Origin of the sequence: Acinetobacter sp. 161(2023), from assembly GCF_037027805.1 — a bacterium.
Lineage (GTDB): Bacteria > Pseudomonadota > Gammaproteobacteria > Pseudomonadales > Moraxellaceae > Acinetobacter.
This window is the reverse complement of sequence record NZ_JAZEYD010000015.1, coordinates 35,666-54,063: the sequence shown is the minus strand read 5'-3', so window position 1 is coordinate 54,063 and position 18,398 is coordinate 35,666. Positions and strand designations below refer to the sequence as shown.

The following is an 18,398-nucleotide window of genomic DNA, read 5'->3' as shown; positions in this document are numbered from 1 at the left end:
TTGCAGAACTTTAGAATGGCTTAATTAAAATATATTTTTTAGTTATTAAATAAAAAATCTGTAGCAGGGCTACTCTCCCAAATTGCCCTTAGCTACAGATTTTTTTGTAAGGTTAATCTGCTTTATGGTTCTTTAATGCTTTATCAAGAAGATCTTTATCTAAAGCTTTATCCCAACGTGCCACAACAATTGTTGCGCAAGCATTACCGACTAAGTTTGTTAATGCACGGCACTCAGACATAAAACGGTCAATACCGAGAATTAAAGCCATACCTGCAACAGGAACAGCTGGTACAACCGATAAAGTTGCCGCTAAAGTAATAAAACCTGCACCAGTCACCCCTGCTGCACCTTTAGAACTTACCATTGCGACTAAAAGCAATGCAAATTGTTCACTAATTGATAAATCCACATTACAGGCTTGCGCAATAAACAAAGCTGCCATCGTCATATAGATATTTGTACCATCAAGGTTAAATGAATAACCTGTTGGAATGACCAAACCTACAACTGATTTTTCACAACCTGCTTTTTGCATTTTATCCATTAAAGATGGTAAAGCTGCTTCAGATGAACTTGTACCTAAAACCAACCAGAGCTCGTCTTTGATATAGCGCACTAAATCAATAATTGAAAAGCCATTGTAACGAGCAACAGCGCCCAAAATAATTAATACGAATAATACAGCAGTGATATAGAACGTCATGATCAACAGCAATAAATTACCAATTGATTGGATTCCATATGCACCGATCGTGAAAGCCATCGCGCCAAAAGCACCGATTGGAGCAAGCTTCATTAACATACCAACCAAGTAGAAAACTGGAGCTGTTAAGTTATTTAAGAAATCGGTAATTGGACGTGCACGGTCGCCCAAAGCAGCCAAAGAAATACCAAATAGTACAGCGACAAATAATACCTGCAAAATCTCGCCACCTGCCAGAGGACTGACCAAGGTTTGCGGGATAATATTCATGAAAAAGTCAGTAATATTGGTGGCATGAGCCTTCTCAACGTAAGTATTTACCTTATCGCTGACTAAGGTCGCTGGGTCAATGTTTAGACCTTTACCAGGTTGGATAATATTTGCCACGATCATACCAACCACAAGAGCCAAGCTTGAAAAGGTCAGAAAATAGAGCATAGCCTTACCAGTCACACGACCAACTCGGCTCATGTTTGTCATACTGGCAATGCCTGTAACAACCGTTAAAAAGATGACGGGAGCAATAATCATTTTAACGATCTTGATGAATGCATCACCAAGCGGTTTTAAGCTCTGCCCAAGCTCAGGGTAAAAATGACCAATTAAAACGCCTAAAATAATTGCAAAAATGACCTGTACATACAAAATTTGGTGAAATTTCTGTTTTTTCTGTACCGTTTCTTGGTCAAGGGTATTGAAATCCATTATCTAAATACCTTTTCGGTGGGGATAAAAAAATAAAATATAAAGCGAGCACCACAAGCTGCTTTAACAAGGAAAAGTCATTGTAAAGAATAAAAAACATCCTGTGTTATAAATTTAAAAAATGTCAAATTAAAAAATCATGCATTAAATTGTATATAATACTTTTCATTTTTAGATTTCAAAAATCGAAAAACCGGCCAAATTAATCAATAACTCATTATTTATATTAAAGTTATTCACTTTAAACATTAATAAATCCCACTTTAAGAACTTGTTTATCTTACTCAAGACAACCATTTATTAAATAAATGATTTTATCACAAACATGTTAAATATAAATTATGAAAATTTAATTTAAAAATAATAAGAAAAATTGATATATAATTTTTTAACAAGAAAAAATGCCTATTTCTTGTTAAAGATTTAGGCTAATAGATCGCTATAAATTAATTAAAATTGGGATGCGTCTTAAATAAACGCTCCAATAAAATATAAACGTAGTCTAAGCTTAATGCGCGATCAGTGAATAAAATGCGAAATAGCATAGGTGCAATCACAGCTTCAATAATTTCTTGATTTTTTATAGTCTCTTCACGACGATTTTTAGCTCTTTCTTGAATAATATTAAGCTGTTGAATAATTAAAGTTTCACACTTTCGAGCATTTGAAGATTCAGTTGCATATAGCACATCTCGTAGTAATGTTTGCCCTACTTCAGAAGAGTATTCTTCGAAATATTGTTCAACCCATGCTGTGATATCAAGCTGAAATGAGCCTAAATTTTTTGGTTCCATATCAGGTTTCAGTTCATTAAGGGCTACATCTGAAAATAACTGATTAATATCTCCCCAACGACGATAAATTGTGGAAGGCGTTACTCCTGCTTCATCAGCAATCATGGGTATAGTAATTTGACTTTGCTCCAAATTTTTTTGAAGCTCTTTTACTGCTTGATGCACTGCAGTTTGAATTCTTTCACTACGGCCGCCCGGTCGTAACCCAGTAACAACTTTTGCCATTAATCAGCTCTACTTAAATAAGAAACAATTAAAATATTATTTGTATATACAAAATACACTAAAGCAAAGGATTTGCTTTAGTGTAAAAATAATGTATAAAAGCTAAATATTCGCTTTTATGTTATTCATCTTATATGAACAATTCAAGTTCGAAAGGGTCTAGATCTGTTTTTCGATTAGATTCAAGAATTGCGTTGACCTTAAACACGGTTACGCTCATGACCTTTATGGCTGCATCCAGCTCTCCCACCCCTCTATATCGCTTGTATCAGCAAGCATGGCAATTTTCGCCTGTTACATTAACCTTAATTTTTGCAACCTACGCATTTACCTTACTTGCCTCTTTACTCATTATTGGTTCTTTATCTGATTATATTGGACGTCGACCTGTCATTCTTTCGGCGATTTTTCTTCAAATTATTTCAATGAGCTTTTTCCTTTTTGCATCAGATGTTTCTATGTTGTTTATTGCGCGTGGTCTACAAGGCATCGCAACAGGACTTGCCGTTTCTGCCATAGGCGCCGCAATTTTAGATTTCAGTAAGCATCAGGGTTCTCTGATTAATAGTATTGCTCCAATGGTCGGTATGGCAGCTGGCATCTTTATTACATGTACTATTTTGCAATTTTCATCACAACCTTTGCAGCTGGTTTTTGAGCTTTTATGTGTCCTCTTTACATTTCAACTCATTTTAAGTTTTTTTAATCCTGAAACTGCACAAAAAAGATCGGGTGCGCTTGCTTCTTTAAAACCCAACATGGCTATTCCTCCTCAAGCGAGAAGTGCTTTATTAAGTATTAGCCCTATTAACATTGCACTTTGGATGGTCAGTGGTTTTTTCTTATCACTTATGCCCTCTTTACTCGCAAAGATTTTTCAAACCTCTTCTGCATGGTTAAACGGGATTATGTTTATGGCGCTTGCACTTTCAGGTGCAGCAGGTATTTTAACGCTAAGAAAATCTACAAATTTTCGTATTTTGCTCACGGGTACCTTATCCATCATTATTGGAGCAACCGTTTTATTTTTAGCGATTAATTTTACAAGTGCAGTGGTTTTATTTTTAGGCTCTATTATCACTGGAGTGGGTTTTGGTACCGCTTTTATGGGAGCAATTCGCACAGTCATGCCGCTTGCGTTACCAGAAGAACGTGCTGGTCTTATGGCCGCATTTTTTGTTGAAAGCTATTTGGCTTTTAGTATTCCGGCAATTCTTGCAGGTTATTTTGTGGGTAAAATTGGACTTATGAACAGTGCCAATATTTATATGAGTTTAATTATTGGCCTTGCTCTGATTGCCCTTGTAATGATTTTTAAAAATATTAAAAGCAAATAATGATGTGTTAAAAAAGTCAGCCTCAAATGAAGCTGACTTAAATAATTTAAAACAAATGATACTTAAATAAATAATTTAGCTTCTGATTACTACATTGATGCCTATTGAAATTCGTTAGACTATTTTTAATATTAAAATTCATTCGCAAGATGAGTTTCGATACAAAACAAGTAAAATGCTCAAAAGGATTTTTTAGTTATCATCATAAAATATAAGGAAATTTATTATGAATAATTTCATTTTGACAACTTTTGACTGGGTACCAGAATTACCACGAGGTTTTGTAAGAGATATAAGAATAAGATGGGCATTAGAAGAGGCAAAAATGCCCTATCAAATAAATAGCGTATCTTTTTATGAACGAGGAGATGATCATTTCTCTCATCAACCTTTTGGACAAGTTCCTTGGTTAACAGATGGTGATATTTCAATTTTTGAAAGTGGCGCTATCCTATTTTATTTGGGTGAACTTAGCGATGTGCTTTTACCTAAAAATCCGAAACAGCGTAATGAAGTTATAGAATGGTTATTTGCAGCGCTTAATTCAGTAGAAATGGCGAGCCTTCCTTGGGCTTTATTAAAATTTTCTAATGCTCAGGCAGATACTCCCACCCACAAACAATTTGATGCCTTTCTTCACTCTCGACTCCAACATATGGAGTCAATTCTTGCTAAACGAGAATGGCTAACGGAGTTATTTTCTATTGCTGACATTGTTATGGCTGACGTATTACGTTTGGTGAATAAATTTGATGGGTTAACAGAATTTCCCCATTGTCTCGCATATGTTCAGAGAGCGACTACACGCCCTGCTTTTCAAAAAGCGTATGCTGACCAAATGGCTCATTTTGCAGCGGCAGATGCCAAGAAGAATGCTTAAACATGTTATTTATGCATTCTACATTTATAAGCTAACACATAAGATTTACTGATCACGCCAAGGTTTTAAAAACCGCTTTACATACTTTTTAAAAGGCCAAGTAAACTGTTTCACAAAACTATTTGGGATTTTATAACCTACTGTTCCATACACACTTGCCAAATGTTTAGGCATATAGACAGTTTTGAAAATAACATCATAAAAAGGAATAAAAGCAGCGTAATTTTTATCAATGGCAGGTTTTTCCGAAGAATGATGCCAATGGTGAAATTCTGGTGTTGCGATAATCCAGCGCAAATAGGGAAACCGAAAACGTACATTGGAATGAATGAAAATAGCGTGAAACGAAATAAAAACTAAATAAGCAAAAACAGCCGAAGTATGAAAACCCAACAGGAAAATCGGTAAAGTCGCAATAAAGCGCGTCATTAGCACTTCTATGACATGTAAACGAGAAGATGCTAACCAATCCATATATTCAGTCGAATGATGAATCGCATGAAAGCGCCATAAGAAATTAACTTCATGCATAGCGCGGTGCAACCAATACACCGTAAAGTCGACCACAATTAATAGTTCAATAAATTGCAGCCAAATCGGTTGAGCTTGTACATAAGGCACAATCGGGTTATCAGGTAAATGTGTAATCCAATATTGAATCGGCATAACCGTTAAAAAGCTGAATAATTGAATCCCAACATGGCTAACCATGAAATATTTCATATCGGTTACCCAGCCTACTCTTAATATTTTTTGTTCAGGATTTTTAGCAAAAAAGCCTTCAAGCGGAATAAAAACAAACGCTAAAATGAATAAGGTCAATACAAAATAGTCGATGCCAGCATAAAACGGTACACTTGGTAAAATGGGTGCTTTAATTACACCGCAACCCAAAATGGCTGCCATCAGTGAAAAACATAGTCCGTAAAAGCCATATCGATTTTGACGGACAATTGCACTAAATGCACCAAAACCAGCACTGATAATAATGCCCGTGATTAGACCGTAATAAAAAAGACTATGGTGTTTTGCGTAAAGAGGACGGAGTTCTGGGGTCGTTAATACACTGGGAAATAAAAAACATAATGCACCAAACAGACAAAGTAAGCTGAGTGACATTGAAATAAAGGCGCTGATTTTCCCTAAACCTGCGTTAAGTTCTAAATTTTCAAATTTTGCTCTTAATTGATCGGTCATAATTCATATACAGTTCTTATTGTCTATGACGCGAATGCTATCAAAATTTAATAATAATTTGGAAAGAACTTTGATTCGTCAGATCTAATTTATTAATATAAAAATTAAATAATAGCCATTTGGGCAAGCCTCTATAAAATTTAAAGACCGCCCATACTAATAAATGATCTTTAATACATTTTATGGTGTGCCTGGCGGGGTTCCAATAGCATGTTTCATTGGGGCTTCATAAGTCGTCTCAGCAACTGGTGAAACACGCCAGATTGTATTACCCACATCATCTGCAACTAACACAGCACCTGAGAAATCAATTGCCACACCCACAGGACGCCCATACGCTTTGCCTTTACCGCTGAGAAATCCAGTCAAGATATCTTGCGGTGGACCAGAAGGTTGACCACTTCTAAATGGTACAAAAATGACTTTATAACCACTGTGCGGCTTACGGTTCCAAGAACCATGTTGGCCAATCAATGCACCTCCTCGAAATTGCGGCATGAGTTCAGCTGCATAAAATGTAAGGCCTAGAGAAGCTGTATGATTGCCTAATGCATAGTCGGGCTTAATTGCACGCGCAACCATTGCTGGATTTTGTGGTTTTACTCGCACATCAACATGTTGGCCATAGTAGCTATAAGGCCAACCATAGAAAGCGCCGTCTTGAACCGATGTCATATAATCGGGTACTAGGTCACTACCAATCTCATCGCGCTCATTGACAACCGTCCAGAGTTTTCCACTTTGAGGTTGCCAAGCCATACCGTTTGGATTACGTAGTCCTGTTGCAAATGGGCGTGACTGCCCACTTGCAATATCAAACTCCATAATTTGTGCACGGCCTTTTTCTTGATCTAGCCCATTTTCAGCAACATTACTGTTAGAAGCAACGGTAATGTAGAGCTTGGTTCCTTCACGATTGGCAATGACATTTTTGGTCCAATGATGGTTTAAAGGACCGCCTGGAAGGTCCAATACTTTAGTGCCACTCGCAGCAATTCTTGTTTCACCCTCTTGATAAGGAAAACGCACCAGTGCATCTGTATTGGCGATATATAAGTTATTACCGACCAATGCCATACCAAATGGAGAATTTAAGTTTTGAAGAAATACCGTTTTCTGGTCAGCGACACCATCCCCATTGGTATCACGAAGTAAGCTAATACGGTTTGCACTTGGATGAGATGACCCTGCCCGTCTCATCACGAAATTCATAATTTTACCTTTGATCCCTTTACTGTCTTCTGGTTTAGGCGGAGCATCAGTTTCAGCAACTAATACATCGCCATTTGGTAATACATAAAGCCAGCGTGGGTGTTCAAGTCCTTTGGCAAATGCTTTGACCTTTAAACCTTCTGCTGGTTTTGGCATTACCCCACTCGGCCAGCCTTCTGCTGGCGCTATATTAACTGTTGGTAATAGGCTTGATTTAGGCTCAGGAAGTTTTGGATCTGGCCCATAACTGTCGGTAATTGGATATTGAGAGGATGAAGCGCATCCAGCTAATGTAATTAAAACCGTAGTGCCAAAAATTGGCAGTAAAAAACGTGTCGCCATGGGTTATCTCCATTTATTTTTTGTCGTCATGGAAATAGCGTAATTTATGTTTGCAATTAAACAAGCAACTTTAATGGAGTATTTTGTTTATGGCTTGAAAAAAACGTTCTTTATCTTTTGGTGAAATCATCACTGAAGTAATTTCTCCATTTTTCATATAATAAATTTTGAGTCGATCTAACGATAGCGCTGGAGATGAAAGTGGATTATGAGTAGGTTCTATTTGAGTAATATCATTAATATTAATTTTCCATCGAAATACCAAGCTCTTAATAATTAATGTGTCGTTTTCTACTACGTAATAAGTATTAAAAATTGGAAGCCAAATGACAAAAATAATTAAACTATAAATAATAAGATGCGGAAAATTTGAAGCTAAAGAATAATGATGATTTGCTTCATAAATTTTCATAACAATGATGGCAGTAGTAACAATAAATATTAATAAAAGCCACCAATCAATTTTTGATCTAAATTTCAAAAGTTATCCTCCACATCTAAATATCATTTATAACGAGTCTTTCTATATTTTTTATAAAATAATTGAACTAAAAATTAGCTTTAAATGTTAAAGATATAAAATCTCGATCATCTATCGTGCTAAATTCATTAGAACCAAAAAAGTTATTATAGGCAATCTCTGTTGTATATTTTTGCTGATAAGTCATAGATAACGCGGCACTTACACTCATTTGTCCTTCTTGAAAGTTTTGGCTATATCCATAAACATCATGTCTAAAACTAAGACTTGGCGTAATCACTGTAGAGGGTAAAATATCTTGATAATTTAATGCGCCACGTAATCGGTAGCCAAATGACCATTCATTAAAAAAACCATTTTTATTACAAAAGCGTTCATTTAAATTGTCTATTTCTGCATTTGTAAGATGGGCTGTACCATACGGCGTACATTTAAATTCGCCTGTTTCAGGATTATAAGCACCTGTTGAAAGCTCACTACGGCCAAATGCTCCTGTCCGGCCAATCCGATGATTAGCAATATCTGCAATATGGTTTAAGCCAAACTCTGTCGACCATGTCAACGAATTCGCGCCCCAAATATTGAATATACTGTCAGTTGCTCCAACCGAAAATTGTGTGACAGGCAAGCGTACATATCCTTGAATATATTGACCTAATTCAACAGTTTTTCCCGGCGGTGCAAATGGTGTTCCTTCCGATAGCACTTGAGCATAGACAATGTCTGTACCGTTTAGTTGTAAAGGTTGATTAGGTTTGTGGGTTAATTCACTAAAAACGGTTGTTGTTCCAACTTTCCCAGTCAGACTTAATCCAAACATTTTGATATTTTCAGGATAGATAGAAAAATAACTCGCAGTATTAAAATGTTCAGGTCCTGCTGCTGTTACAGCCGTTCCATCAAAGTTTGCATTACGGCTATGGTAGTTCGCATAGTAAATACCTAACTCAGCATTATTTAAACTTGGTAATGTCTGTTTTAAAGCAATACCATATTGGCCGTTATCCTTTGCTTTTCTACTTTCTGCACGTGGAATATAGGTACGTAAACGAGTTGCGGTATCCGATAATTTATCTCCACCTCCAGCAATCAGAACTGGACCTGCGTTTTCGGGCACAAAGTCTGAAATCTCAAAGAAAGTTCCGCTTCCATCAACAACTGAAGGTCTAAATTTAAATTGATAGAACCCTTCTATTTTCAAATTTTTATTAATGCTTGTGTCGAAGGAAAACATTTCGGTTGGAATGATTCTTTCTTTTGCATCACCACCCGGTCGGTTAATTGCGGCAAAATCAAATGCACTTACCGAATTTAATCCGTTTTGGAAAAACTGAGATTTCCCCCAATTTAAAGTCTGTTTGCCTAACTTTAAATTGATGCTTTTTCCATCGTCTAATTCAAAATCTTTCCATATATAGGCATTCCATAAATCGATACCTTTGAACTTTGCGAGCCTTGGCCACGCTGAATCATTAAAGGGTTTAAAGTCTCCTTGTCCTGTCTCATAGGCATGGTCATACCAGTATTTAGTGCTAATGACCGCACCTTGTTGTTGTCCATTTAGCTTAACTTCAGTTATACCTCTGATAATCTGTGAAATGGCATCATATTTACTAAAATTCATTCGCCCATCATCACCATTCACATCAATGCTAGCGCCTTGTTTCCCTATTTTGTTTGCGTCAGGCCGGTAAAGTAATGAAACGGATGGGTCTTGTGTACTCCAACTGGCACCTAGGCTTAATGTCGTTTTTGTATCGACCTTCCAGTCTTTATCAATATCAAAACTGGCTGCGTTTGCTTTAGACACCAATAAAATCAGACTTAATGAAACGCCTATTTTTTGAATATATAAAACGTGATTATTTCTTTGATTTAAATAGACGTAATGACCCATCATATTATCTCCCTATAAATATGATCTTTTTTATTTATTGCTTATTACTCAAAGCCATCCTTTGGCTTTAAATGCTTTACATAAGCAGGTATTTTTTGTACTAGGCAGGTTGTTCGACCTGATCTAACTGTTGAATGAATTGTTCAGCTAAAGGCCAATAGCCAAAGCCAGATGCAGGGTTTAAATGTCCCACTTCACCTAAATTTACGAGTTGACTCCCCCACTTTTCTGCCATTTCACTTACAGCTTCATAACGAGCTAAATGGTCATTGGTGCTTGCAACCAAAATGCTGGGAAAAGGTAGTGTTTGATCTGGTAAAGGACTCCATCCTTCTTGATGAAGTGCAGTTGGGCTTGGATAATTTTCTGGCCAGCTTTTGTTTAAATCTGGCGGAGCCACAAGTAAAGCACCATGGATTGGTCGTTGGTATTTTGCAGCCCAGTGTATAGTCATCAGAACACCCGCACTGTGGGCAACTAAAATGACAGGACCTTGTATTTTTTCGAGTTGTGCCTGAATAGCAGCAACTCTATTTTCACAATTGAGTTTATTGGTTTGCACAGGTGGTACAGAGCGAACCTTTGCTAGCTTTGTTTCTAAGATCGTTTGCCAATGCTCGGGAACATGATCGCGTAACCCCGGAATAATTAAAATTGTTGCTTTAGTTTGTATTTTTTCCATTTCGACGCCTGTGAATTTTGCTATCTAGGATGCATAAGAATTTTTATAAAACTCCATTCACAATAAAGGCTCATTTCAGTTAATGGTGTACATAAGACGTCACGGACTTTTCATTTGACGACACATCTTTTTAAAATTTCGTAAATTAATTAAAATAGTTTTTGTAATTACAAATGAATTAAAAGAATAGCTTTAAAATTAAATAGACATCACGATGAGGCGCTTAAATAAAAGCTTTTGTAATGTAGATATTTTAGTTATAACTAGATATGAGCTGTAAGGAATATGGCTGATTAAGAACAGGAGATAATAAAATGGTGCCTCTTGCGCATACCGCCTCTTTAAAAAATTATTTGGCAGTTGCTCAGCAATTAGATCTAAATCCCTACCATTTATTATCACGTGTTGGGCTTAGCCAAACTCAATTGAATGATCTTAAACAACGTATTCCTGTAGATAAAGCGATTACCTTGCTTGAAGACTCAGCCCAAATGAGTAATTGCGATGTTTTCGGTTTACATATGGCTGAGCAACGTGAAATCGCGGATTTTGGTGAACTAAGCTTATTATTAAGTTACCAATATACTTTGAGAGAAGCGCTGCAAACGATTGTTCGTTATAGGAATTTACTCAATAATTCACTTGAAATATATATTGAAGAAATTGACGATACAGTAGTTATTCGAGAAGAAGTTGTGACAACAACTTGCGGGTATAGCCGTCAAGCTACAGAACTTGCTTTAGGAATCACCCATCGTTTTTGTGCAGCACTCATGATGCAAAAATGGCGGCCGTTAAGTGTACACTTCACTCATAACCCGCCTAGTGATTTAACTTTGCATCGGCGGATTTTTGGCTGTGCGCTCGAGTTTGGTAGTGACTTTAATGGTATTGTTTGTACAGCGGCCGAACTTGATACCACAAACCCTCAAGCAAATCTGGCTATGGCTAACCATGCACAGCGTTATTTAGATATTTTGCAGAATAGCAATGAATCGACCATGATTTTTGATATTCGTAAAAGTATTTATCTTCTTTTGCCAATGGGCCGCGCTACGATTGATCAAGTCGCTCAAACACATGGTATTCATGTGCGGACTTTACAACGTCGATTAGAAGAAGCTCAAACGAGTTTTAGTGATTTAATGAATGAAGTACGTAAAGACCTCGTATTTCGTTATTTAAAAAATCTAAATTATTCACTTGCTCAAGTGTCTGATATTTTAGGTTACTCAATGCCGAGTTCTTTTACGCGTTGGTTCATTAGCCAATTTGGTATGTCACCGAATACCTGGCGTAGTCACAATAAAGCCTTGCTCAATTAAGTTCTCTTTATTTGAAGCCAAATGAAGTCATTCAAAATATAAGGAAGCTGGAGAGCTACTCCAGAACTTCCTTAAAAATCTAATTTTTAAAATTAAAACCACAAGCGCATAAGTCCAAGAACCAATACCACTAAAAAGATGCTTTCGCCGATCATTAAAAGAATCGGTTTAATTCCGACAGATGCTAATTCTTTTAACTGAGTTTTCATTCCTAAAGCACTAATTGCAATGACTAAAAACCAGCGTGATAAGTCATTAATTCCATTTTGAACGATAGTCGGCACCCATCCTGTACTGTTAATACCAGCCAGTATTAAAAAGCCAACCGCAAACCAAGGCAGCAATGGTGGCCGCTCCCCTGTTGAATCAGCACCTTGCATACGCGTAATCATAGCCGCACAAACAATTACTGGAAGCAGCATTGCTACACGCATCAGTTTAACTACAGTCGCTGTATCACCTGTTTGAGTAGACATGCTATAACCAGCGCCCACCACTTGCGCCACATCGTGAATCGTAGCACCAAGAAACACACCAGCCGCTTGTGGCGATAACTCTAACCACTTCGCAATCATCGGATAGACAATCATTGCAAATGTTGAAAGTGCCGACACGCCAATCACGGTAAACAAGGTCGCTTTTTCTTTTTGCGGATGATTTGGAAAAGCAGCCGATAGTGCCAATGCAGCTGAAGCACCACAGATTGCCGTTGATCCACCAGTGAGCATGCCAAATAGTTTTTGGAAACCTAAGATTTTAGCGGCAATAACAGAAACGGAGATTGTGACAATAACCAGAGTAACGACTAACGCAACAGGCTGCCAACCTAGTGCGGTGATTTGTCCCAAAGTTATACGCATTCCGAGTAACGCGATGCCCATCCGCAGGACACTACGTGCGGTAAACTCGATACCTGCCTTACATTTACTTTCAGCCGCTAAAAAATTCACGCTCATGCCGAGCAGTAGTGCAAATAGCATGACTGGCGCACCATAGTGCTCTGATAAAAAACAGGCAGCCGCAGCAACGACCGAACTGACCACAAAGCCTGGTGCTAATTCTCTTGTACGCTGGGAAAAATTTTTCAAAACTAAACTACTCATGATTTTCCCCACAACCCATCACAATAAATACCTTGTCCTCGATTACTTCTACGGGATAGGTTGCAACTTTGAGCTGAGCAGAATTAACTAAACAGCCATTTGTTAAATCAAAGCGTAGACCATGGGCACAACACTGAATCACTCGTCCTTCTAGACGTCCACTAAATAGCGATGCGCCCTGATGAGGACAGCTGTCATCGATTGCATAAAACTGAGCCGCAACGTTAAATAATGCGAGAGTTTTATCTCCAATTTTTAAAAAAGCCCGCTCACCTGAATTCGGTATTTTCTCAACAGGCACTTCAAATCGGTTGGTCATATCAACTCTCCTTGTGCCAGCATGGTCTCTTGCATCGCTTGATAAAGTGCATCTGCTGATTGCGCGCCCACTAAGGCAGAAGCCCGATCAAAAATAAAGTAAGGCACGCCATTACCTCCTGTACTTGCAGAGATAAAATCTTGATGATCTTGAATAAGTAAATCTTTGATAAGCTCAGGTGAGAAGCCACAACGTTTCGCGATTTTGTATAAAGTGGTGGTATTTCCGATATCTAACCCATCATAAAAATATGCAGCAAAGAGTTGTTCTAACAACGCATTGCACTGCTCAGGAGTTCCTATCTTTAAAGCTTTATCAAATAAGCGATGAGCTTTGGCCGTATTTGGCATGCGTTTAATTTGCTCAAAATCAATCTTGAGTCCAACTTTATTAGCGGCTTTATTGACCTGTTCTTGTCTCATACGAACTGCTGTCAAGCTACCTAACCGTTTCAAATAAAACGTTTGAAACGGTACGCCTTCAACAGCTAAATCTGGTATGAGCTGAACACCTCGCCAGTGCACGACAACTTTGACTTTGGGGTGAAGCTGATAAAATCTATTTATAGCGATCAGTAACTGACGTTTTCCGATCAAACACCAAGGACAAATAAAGTCAAAAAATACATCAATGTGTAATTGCCGAATCATCATTTGTTATTCATCCCGCATTTTTGTATTTGGTTACCTGAATGATTTTTAAGCCCAGTTATTCCTTGCTGCTCAAAGCGTGCGATATCTTTGTGATAATGGCGTTTGGCATAAAAAAATACGGCTGCGGCTGCAATACTGACCAATGGCATGAGTTGAAATGCGCTGTGTAAACCAATCACATCAGATACTTTGCCAACGACTAAAGGACCAAGCGCTAAACCAAGAAAATTATTAGCTAAAGTGAGTGTTGCAAATGCAGAGCCATGAACTGAGTTATGTGTGAGATTGGCCACCATGGCACTAGATGGCCCATTGGTTCCTAGGGCAATAAACATTCCTAGGCAGATGAGAAGTAACTGGCTGTGTCCCGCAGGCACAGCAAAAGCAATTAATAAAAGCACACAACCGAGCAAGCAGTATGTAATCGCTAAACTGACTTTACGATCTGGACAGTTACGGCCCAAATAATCACACAACATGCCGCATAGAATTGTGCCTACTGCACTACATAGTAAAATGACCGCTGCCATCACACCTGCCTTGTCGGTACTCATGCCGTAATAGCGATTGAGATAACTCGGCATCCAGACAATCACTGTGCCGCCAACGAATAATTGCAGGCCACTACCAATGTAAGTGGCAATGACTGAACGACTTGAATATAAAGTTTTTAAAGGGCTTTTAATGTGCTGGGTTTTACTACGAATTTTGTTTTGAGGTGCTGCGTTTATTCTGTTTTCTTTCACTAAAACTGGATATAGAAAAGCCAAAATGAGACCAAATAAAGCAATACCTCCAAAAGCCCAACGCCAACCGAAGTGCTGTGCGAGTACACCACCTAAAGCCACACCCAAAAATGAGCCAAATACGCCGCCCGCCATAAAAGCACTGGCAAGTGTTGCACGCATTTCTCTTGGGAAAACAGCCACAACCACCGCGATTCCAACGCTGCCATAAGCAGCCTCACCCACACCAACCATAAAACGAGCAATAAACATTTGCTCATAATTTTCAGCCAGTGCACATCCTAGAGTCGCCAAACTCCATAAAACCGCCATAATGGCCAAGCTTTTCACTCGCCCAAAACGGTCTGCCATTAAAGACAACGGCAGAGTCAATAAACCTACCATTAAAGCGACAATACCACTGAGCAAACCTAGCTGACTGTCACTGAGTAACCACTCACTTTTAAGTAAAGGAAAAACTGCATTTAGGACTTGCCGTGACATGTAATCTGAAATGAGCAAACCAAATGTCAAAGCAAAAACAAGCCATGCATAACGACGAGGTATACTGATTGGCGTATCAACATCGCTCATCTGATCTGAATACTGATGTGCATTCATAAGACCTCCTTGTATTTTTTATAATTTCTATTTAGCTAGTGCAGCAGCGCACTTTTAAAACAAAGCGAATAAGCTGCACTACATTTGAGGTCTAAATTCCGTTAGACCTTGTTACATTAGTTACGCTGCGGCACGCCTTTTTGCCCTGCTTTACGATTGGGTGCCATACCATTTGCGATTAGAGTTTCTTCAATACTGTTGTATTGAACACCGATACGATAAATTTCACGGGCTTCTTTTCCTGAGGCAATTTCACGGCCTAATTCATGGGCAATCCGAACGGTTTGCTTAATTTGCTCTACAGATGAAAAACGGCGTCCGTGATGATCAATGATCGTGTCTTCGTTACCTACACGGGCATGTAAACCCATTGCCATCGACATGGTGTTAAAAGGCAACACATTTTTGAGCAGAGATTCTGATGTCAACGTACATCCATCAGGTACGCGATGAATAAAATTAAAGAAATTAAATGGATTTGGACCATCAAAACCGCCACCGATTCCAATCCAAGTTAAGTTTAATGGCCCCATATATAAGCCTCTACGCACCATACGTTCTAGCGTCTCAAGTCCATGCATACCCGTTAACTGAAAGTGCGGTTGAATATTGTTTTTACATAAGCGCTTGATGTGCTCGGTCACCCATGCAGGCCCTGCTGGCACAGTCATCTCTGCATATGCTGCCTGAGTCGCTGGATGTGCCAATGAAGTCCCTTCTAAATATTCAGGATAGAGCAATTCCATAATATTCATTTGGGTAGTGTTAATTGCTACCGTAACCTGATCAGGCTTTGGTGTAAGTTCAGCCAACATATGTCGGGTGTCATCACTTAACCATAGAGCTGCCTCACCTTCGCTTTCTGGTGCAAATGAAATCGAACCACCCACCTGAATAATCATGTCAGGCACAGCCTCACGAACACCTGCGATAAGCTCGTTAAATTTTGACAAGCGTTTAGAGCCTTTGCCATCAAGCTCACGGACATGTAAATGCAGCACTGTCGCGCCCGCTTCATAGCACTCAACCGCTTTTTGTATTTGCTCATCCATGGTCACTGGAATATCTTCGGGAAAGTCTTCTGGCATCCATTCGGGTCCATACGGCGCAACCGTGATCACCACTTTTTCCATATTTTCCGGGTGCAATGAGTCGTCAAAGAATTGCATGTGCATCTCCATATATTTTTTAGAATTTCAATTAGATAAAATTATTTAGCCCATAGACTTAATAGGTTGCGTCACCAATAATGCCGGCCCGCTCCATTTTTCGGTGGCAAGGTGGATAATCCATGACTGCATAATGTTGTGTACTGCGGTTATCCCAAATGGCAATGCTGTTAGGCTTCCAACGCCAACGCACTTGAAACTCTGGAATATACGCTTGAGAAATTAAGTAACGCAGTAGTTCAGCTGCGCCCGGATTGGCATCTTGTCCAAATCTGACGCGCTCTTTGGTGTGATAGTTGCTGAAATGGGTGGTAAATGCATTGACGTATAAAATTTTCTCGCCCGTTTCAGGATGAGTACGTACCACTGGATGCTCAGCATCAGGGAACTTTGCTTTTAAGTCCAAGCGTTTTTCAAGTGGCATCGCTGCCCCAAAACTCGCTTCTATGCTGTGATAAGCACGTAATTCAGCAATCTTATTTTTAATATCTTCGGGTAAAGACGCATAGGCCATGACCATATTGGTCCACATGGTATCGCCACCTACAGGTGGGCATTCAACGCAGTGCAGCACACATCCCATTGGCGGAACCTTGCGCCAGCTTGCATCGCTGTGCCAAGCATTTTCATAACGATCGACAGGACTTTCAGGATGTTTATAAATCTGTACTAAACCCGGATGGTCAGGGTGACTACCTACCGCAGGATGATCTTCTAACTGTCCAAATTTTTCTGCAAATGCGACATGATCCTGACGGGTTAAGTGCTGATCTCGTAAAAACAACACACGATGTTTAAGTAGTTGTGTGCGAATTTCAGCAAATAATCCATCATCATAAATCGCATCAGCAAGTTTGACGCCACTGAGCTCTGCACCAATATTGCAAGTTAACTGTTCAATTTGCATAAGAAATCCCTTCAAATTACAAAGATTGATGAACCTATTGTTTTACGTGCTTCCAAATCACGATGAGCTTGCACGGCATCCTTTAGCTCATAGCGCTGATTAATTTCAATTTTGATTCGTCCATGTCGAACATGATCAAATAATTCATTTGCCAGTTCTTTCTTCTCGGCAGGATCTGCAATGTAATCTGCCAAAGCTGGACGTGTGACAAACAATGATCCTTTCACGGCGAGTAATACCGGATCAAAAGCAGGAATTGGACCAGACGCTGTTCCTACGCAGACCAACAAACCACGGCGCTTGAGAGAGTCTAATGAACTCATAAAAGTGGCTTGGCCAACACTATCGAAAACGACATTTACACCCACGCCGCCTGTTAACTCACGTACGCGCTCAGCAACATTTTCATAGCTGTAGTTAATAACATGATCACAACCATGAGCTCGCGCTACGGCAGCCTTTTCTTCTGAAGATGTGGTACCAATAACAGTCAAGCCAAGTAATTTAGCCCATTGAGAAACGATCAGCCCAACACCACCTGCGGCTGCATGTAATAAAATTGAATCGCCCGCTTTAAAGTCATAAATACGGCGCATTAAATAAGCAGCAGTCAGCCCTCTCATGGTCATGGCAGCCGCTGTTTCACAAGAAATTTCTTCGGGTAATTTAATTAAAGCATTTGCTGGAATTAGACGGTGGGTACTATATGCACCTAACGTATTTAAAAAACCTGTATAAGTAACTCGATCACCTACTTTGACCTGAGTCACGCCTTCACCTAAGGCTTCCACTACGCCTGAAGCCTCAACGCCCATGCCATTAGGCATTGGAATTTTATATGTTCCATTACGAAAATATGTATCGGCATAATTTAAACCGACTGCCACATGACGTAGACGTACTTCCCCTGCTTTTGGGTCTCCTACTTCTACGTCTTCATAGCGCATTACTTCTGGCGTTCCTGTTCCATAGAAACGTATAGCTTTCGTCAACGTCATGTCCTATTCCATATTTTGGTTTTTTATTAAGTGCCTATAAAAGCAATAACTAAAACTACAATAAGAAGGACATGGGCCACTTTACATTTGACGACACAGGCTTAACGATTAATGACAAAG

The 18,398-nt window shown here is 39.0% G+C and carries 17 protein-coding genes; 3 read left to right on the top strand and 14 right to left on the bottom strand.

From position 1 onward, the window contains the following. Positions 1–112: 112 nt before the first annotated feature. Both WA249_RS15000 and WA249_RS14995 read right to left on the bottom strand, forming a co-directional pair. A complete protein-coding gene (locus tag WA249_RS15000) occupies positions 113–1,411 on the bottom strand; it encodes a dicarboxylate/amino acid:cation symporter (RefSeq protein WP_336169855.1) in 1,299 nt (432 codons plus the stop codon). Between the two features lie 446 nt (positions 1,412–1,857). Continuing rightward, the gene (locus tag WA249_RS14995) at positions 1,858–2,430 is read right to left on the bottom strand and encodes a TetR/AcrR family transcriptional regulator (protein ID WP_336169853.1); all 573 of its coding nucleotides are present in this window, start codon (positions 2,428–2,430) and stop codon (positions 1,858–1,860) included. A 134-nt stretch (positions 2,431–2,564) separates the two neighbouring features. On the opposite strand from WA249_RS14995, the gene WA249_RS14990 reads away from it, so the two are divergent. Then, on the top strand, positions 2,565–3,767 hold the full coding sequence (locus WA249_RS14990; RefSeq protein WP_336169851.1) for an MFS transporter: 1,203 nt from the start codon (positions 2,565–2,567) through the stop codon (positions 3,765–3,767). Positions 3,768–3,993: 226 nt separating this feature from the next. Continuing rightward, complete coding sequence (locus WA249_RS14985) at positions 3,994–4,647, top strand: glutathione S-transferase family protein (RefSeq protein ID WP_336169850.1); 654 nt, start codon at positions 3,994–3,996, stop codon at positions 4,645–4,647. Between the two features lie 45 nt (positions 4,648–4,692). On the opposite strand, the gene WA249_RS14980 is transcribed toward WA249_RS14985, so the two are convergent. From WA249_RS14980 to WA249_RS14960, 5 genes are all read right to left on the bottom strand, one after another. After that, complete coding sequence (locus WA249_RS14980; RefSeq protein WP_336169848.1) at positions 4,693–5,844, bottom strand: sterol desaturase family protein; 1,152 nt, start codon at positions 5,842–5,844, stop codon at positions 4,693–4,695. A gap of 180 nt (positions 5,845–6,024) precedes the next feature. Beyond that, entirely contained in the window at positions 6,025–7,398 is a 1,374-nt protein-coding gene (locus WA249_RS14975) for a PQQ-dependent sugar dehydrogenase (protein WP_336169846.1), read from the bottom strand. Between the two features lie 70 nt (positions 7,399–7,468). Next, entirely contained in the window at positions 7,469–7,879 is a 411-nt protein-coding gene (locus WA249_RS14970) for a PH domain-containing protein (protein ID WP_336169844.1), read from the bottom strand. A 67-nt stretch (positions 7,880–7,946) separates the two neighbouring features. Beyond that, a complete protein-coding gene (locus WA249_RS14965) occupies positions 7,947–9,776 on the bottom strand; it encodes a DUF1302 domain-containing protein (RefSeq protein WP_336169923.1) in 1,830 nt (609 codons plus the stop codon). 100 nt (positions 9,777–9,876) lie between these two features. Beyond that, a complete protein-coding gene (locus tag WA249_RS14960; protein WP_336169921.1) occupies positions 9,877–10,482 on the bottom strand; it encodes an RBBP9/YdeN family alpha/beta hydrolase in 606 nt (201 codons plus the stop codon). A 290-nt stretch (positions 10,483–10,772) separates the two neighbouring features. On the opposite strand from WA249_RS14960, the gene WA249_RS14955 reads away from it, so the two are divergent. Continuing rightward, the gene (locus tag WA249_RS14955) at positions 10,773–11,783 is read left to right on the top strand and encodes an AraC family transcriptional regulator (protein ID WP_151827611.1); all 1,011 of its coding nucleotides are present in this window, start codon (positions 10,773–10,775) and stop codon (positions 11,781–11,783) included. A gap of 92 nt (positions 11,784–11,875) precedes the next feature. Here the strand turns inward: WA249_RS14955 and WA249_RS14950 are convergent, their stop codons facing one another. The 7 genes from WA249_RS14950 to WA249_RS14920 form a co-directional block, all read right to left on the bottom strand. After that, positions 11,876–12,886 carry a YeiH family protein gene (locus WA249_RS14950; RefSeq protein WP_336169842.1) on the bottom strand — a complete coding sequence of 337 codons (1,011 nt, stop codon included), beginning with the start codon at positions 12,884–12,886 and terminating at the stop codon, positions 11,876–11,878. Continuing rightward, the gene (locus WA249_RS14945; protein ID WP_336169919.1) at positions 12,879–13,187 is read right to left on the bottom strand and encodes a Rieske (2Fe-2S) protein; all 309 of its coding nucleotides are present in this window, start codon (positions 13,185–13,187) and stop codon (positions 12,879–12,881) included. Before WA249_RS14945 ends, WA249_RS14950 begins: the two co-directional genes overlap by 8 nt. A gap of 14 nt (positions 13,188–13,201) precedes the next feature. Continuing rightward, positions 13,202–13,858 carry a DsbA family oxidoreductase gene (locus tag WA249_RS14940; RefSeq protein WP_336169840.1) on the bottom strand — a complete coding sequence of 219 codons (657 nt, stop codon included), beginning with the start codon at positions 13,856–13,858 and terminating at the stop codon, positions 13,202–13,204. Beyond that, positions 13,855–15,204: an MFS transporter gene (locus WA249_RS14935; protein WP_336169838.1), complete on the bottom strand. Its 1,350-nt coding sequence runs from the start codon at positions 15,202–15,204 to the stop codon at positions 13,855–13,857. The genes WA249_RS14940 and WA249_RS14935 overlap by 4 nt, the downstream gene beginning before the upstream one ends. A 116-nt stretch (positions 15,205–15,320) precedes the next feature. Further along, a complete protein-coding gene (locus tag WA249_RS14930) occupies positions 15,321–16,373 on the bottom strand; it encodes a 3-keto-5-aminohexanoate cleavage protein (protein WP_075383652.1) in 1,053 nt (350 codons plus the stop codon). Positions 16,374–16,431: 58 nt separating this feature from the next. After that, a complete protein-coding gene (locus tag WA249_RS14925) occupies positions 16,432–17,280 on the bottom strand; it encodes a TauD/TfdA dioxygenase family protein (protein ID WP_336169836.1) in 849 nt (282 codons plus the stop codon). An 11-nt stretch (positions 17,281–17,291) separates the two neighbouring features. Further along, positions 17,292–18,278: a quinone oxidoreductase family protein gene (locus WA249_RS14920; RefSeq protein ID WP_336169834.1), complete on the bottom strand. Its 987-nt coding sequence runs from the start codon at positions 18,276–18,278 to the stop codon at positions 17,292–17,294. Positions 18,279–18,398: the final 120 nt, after the last annotated feature.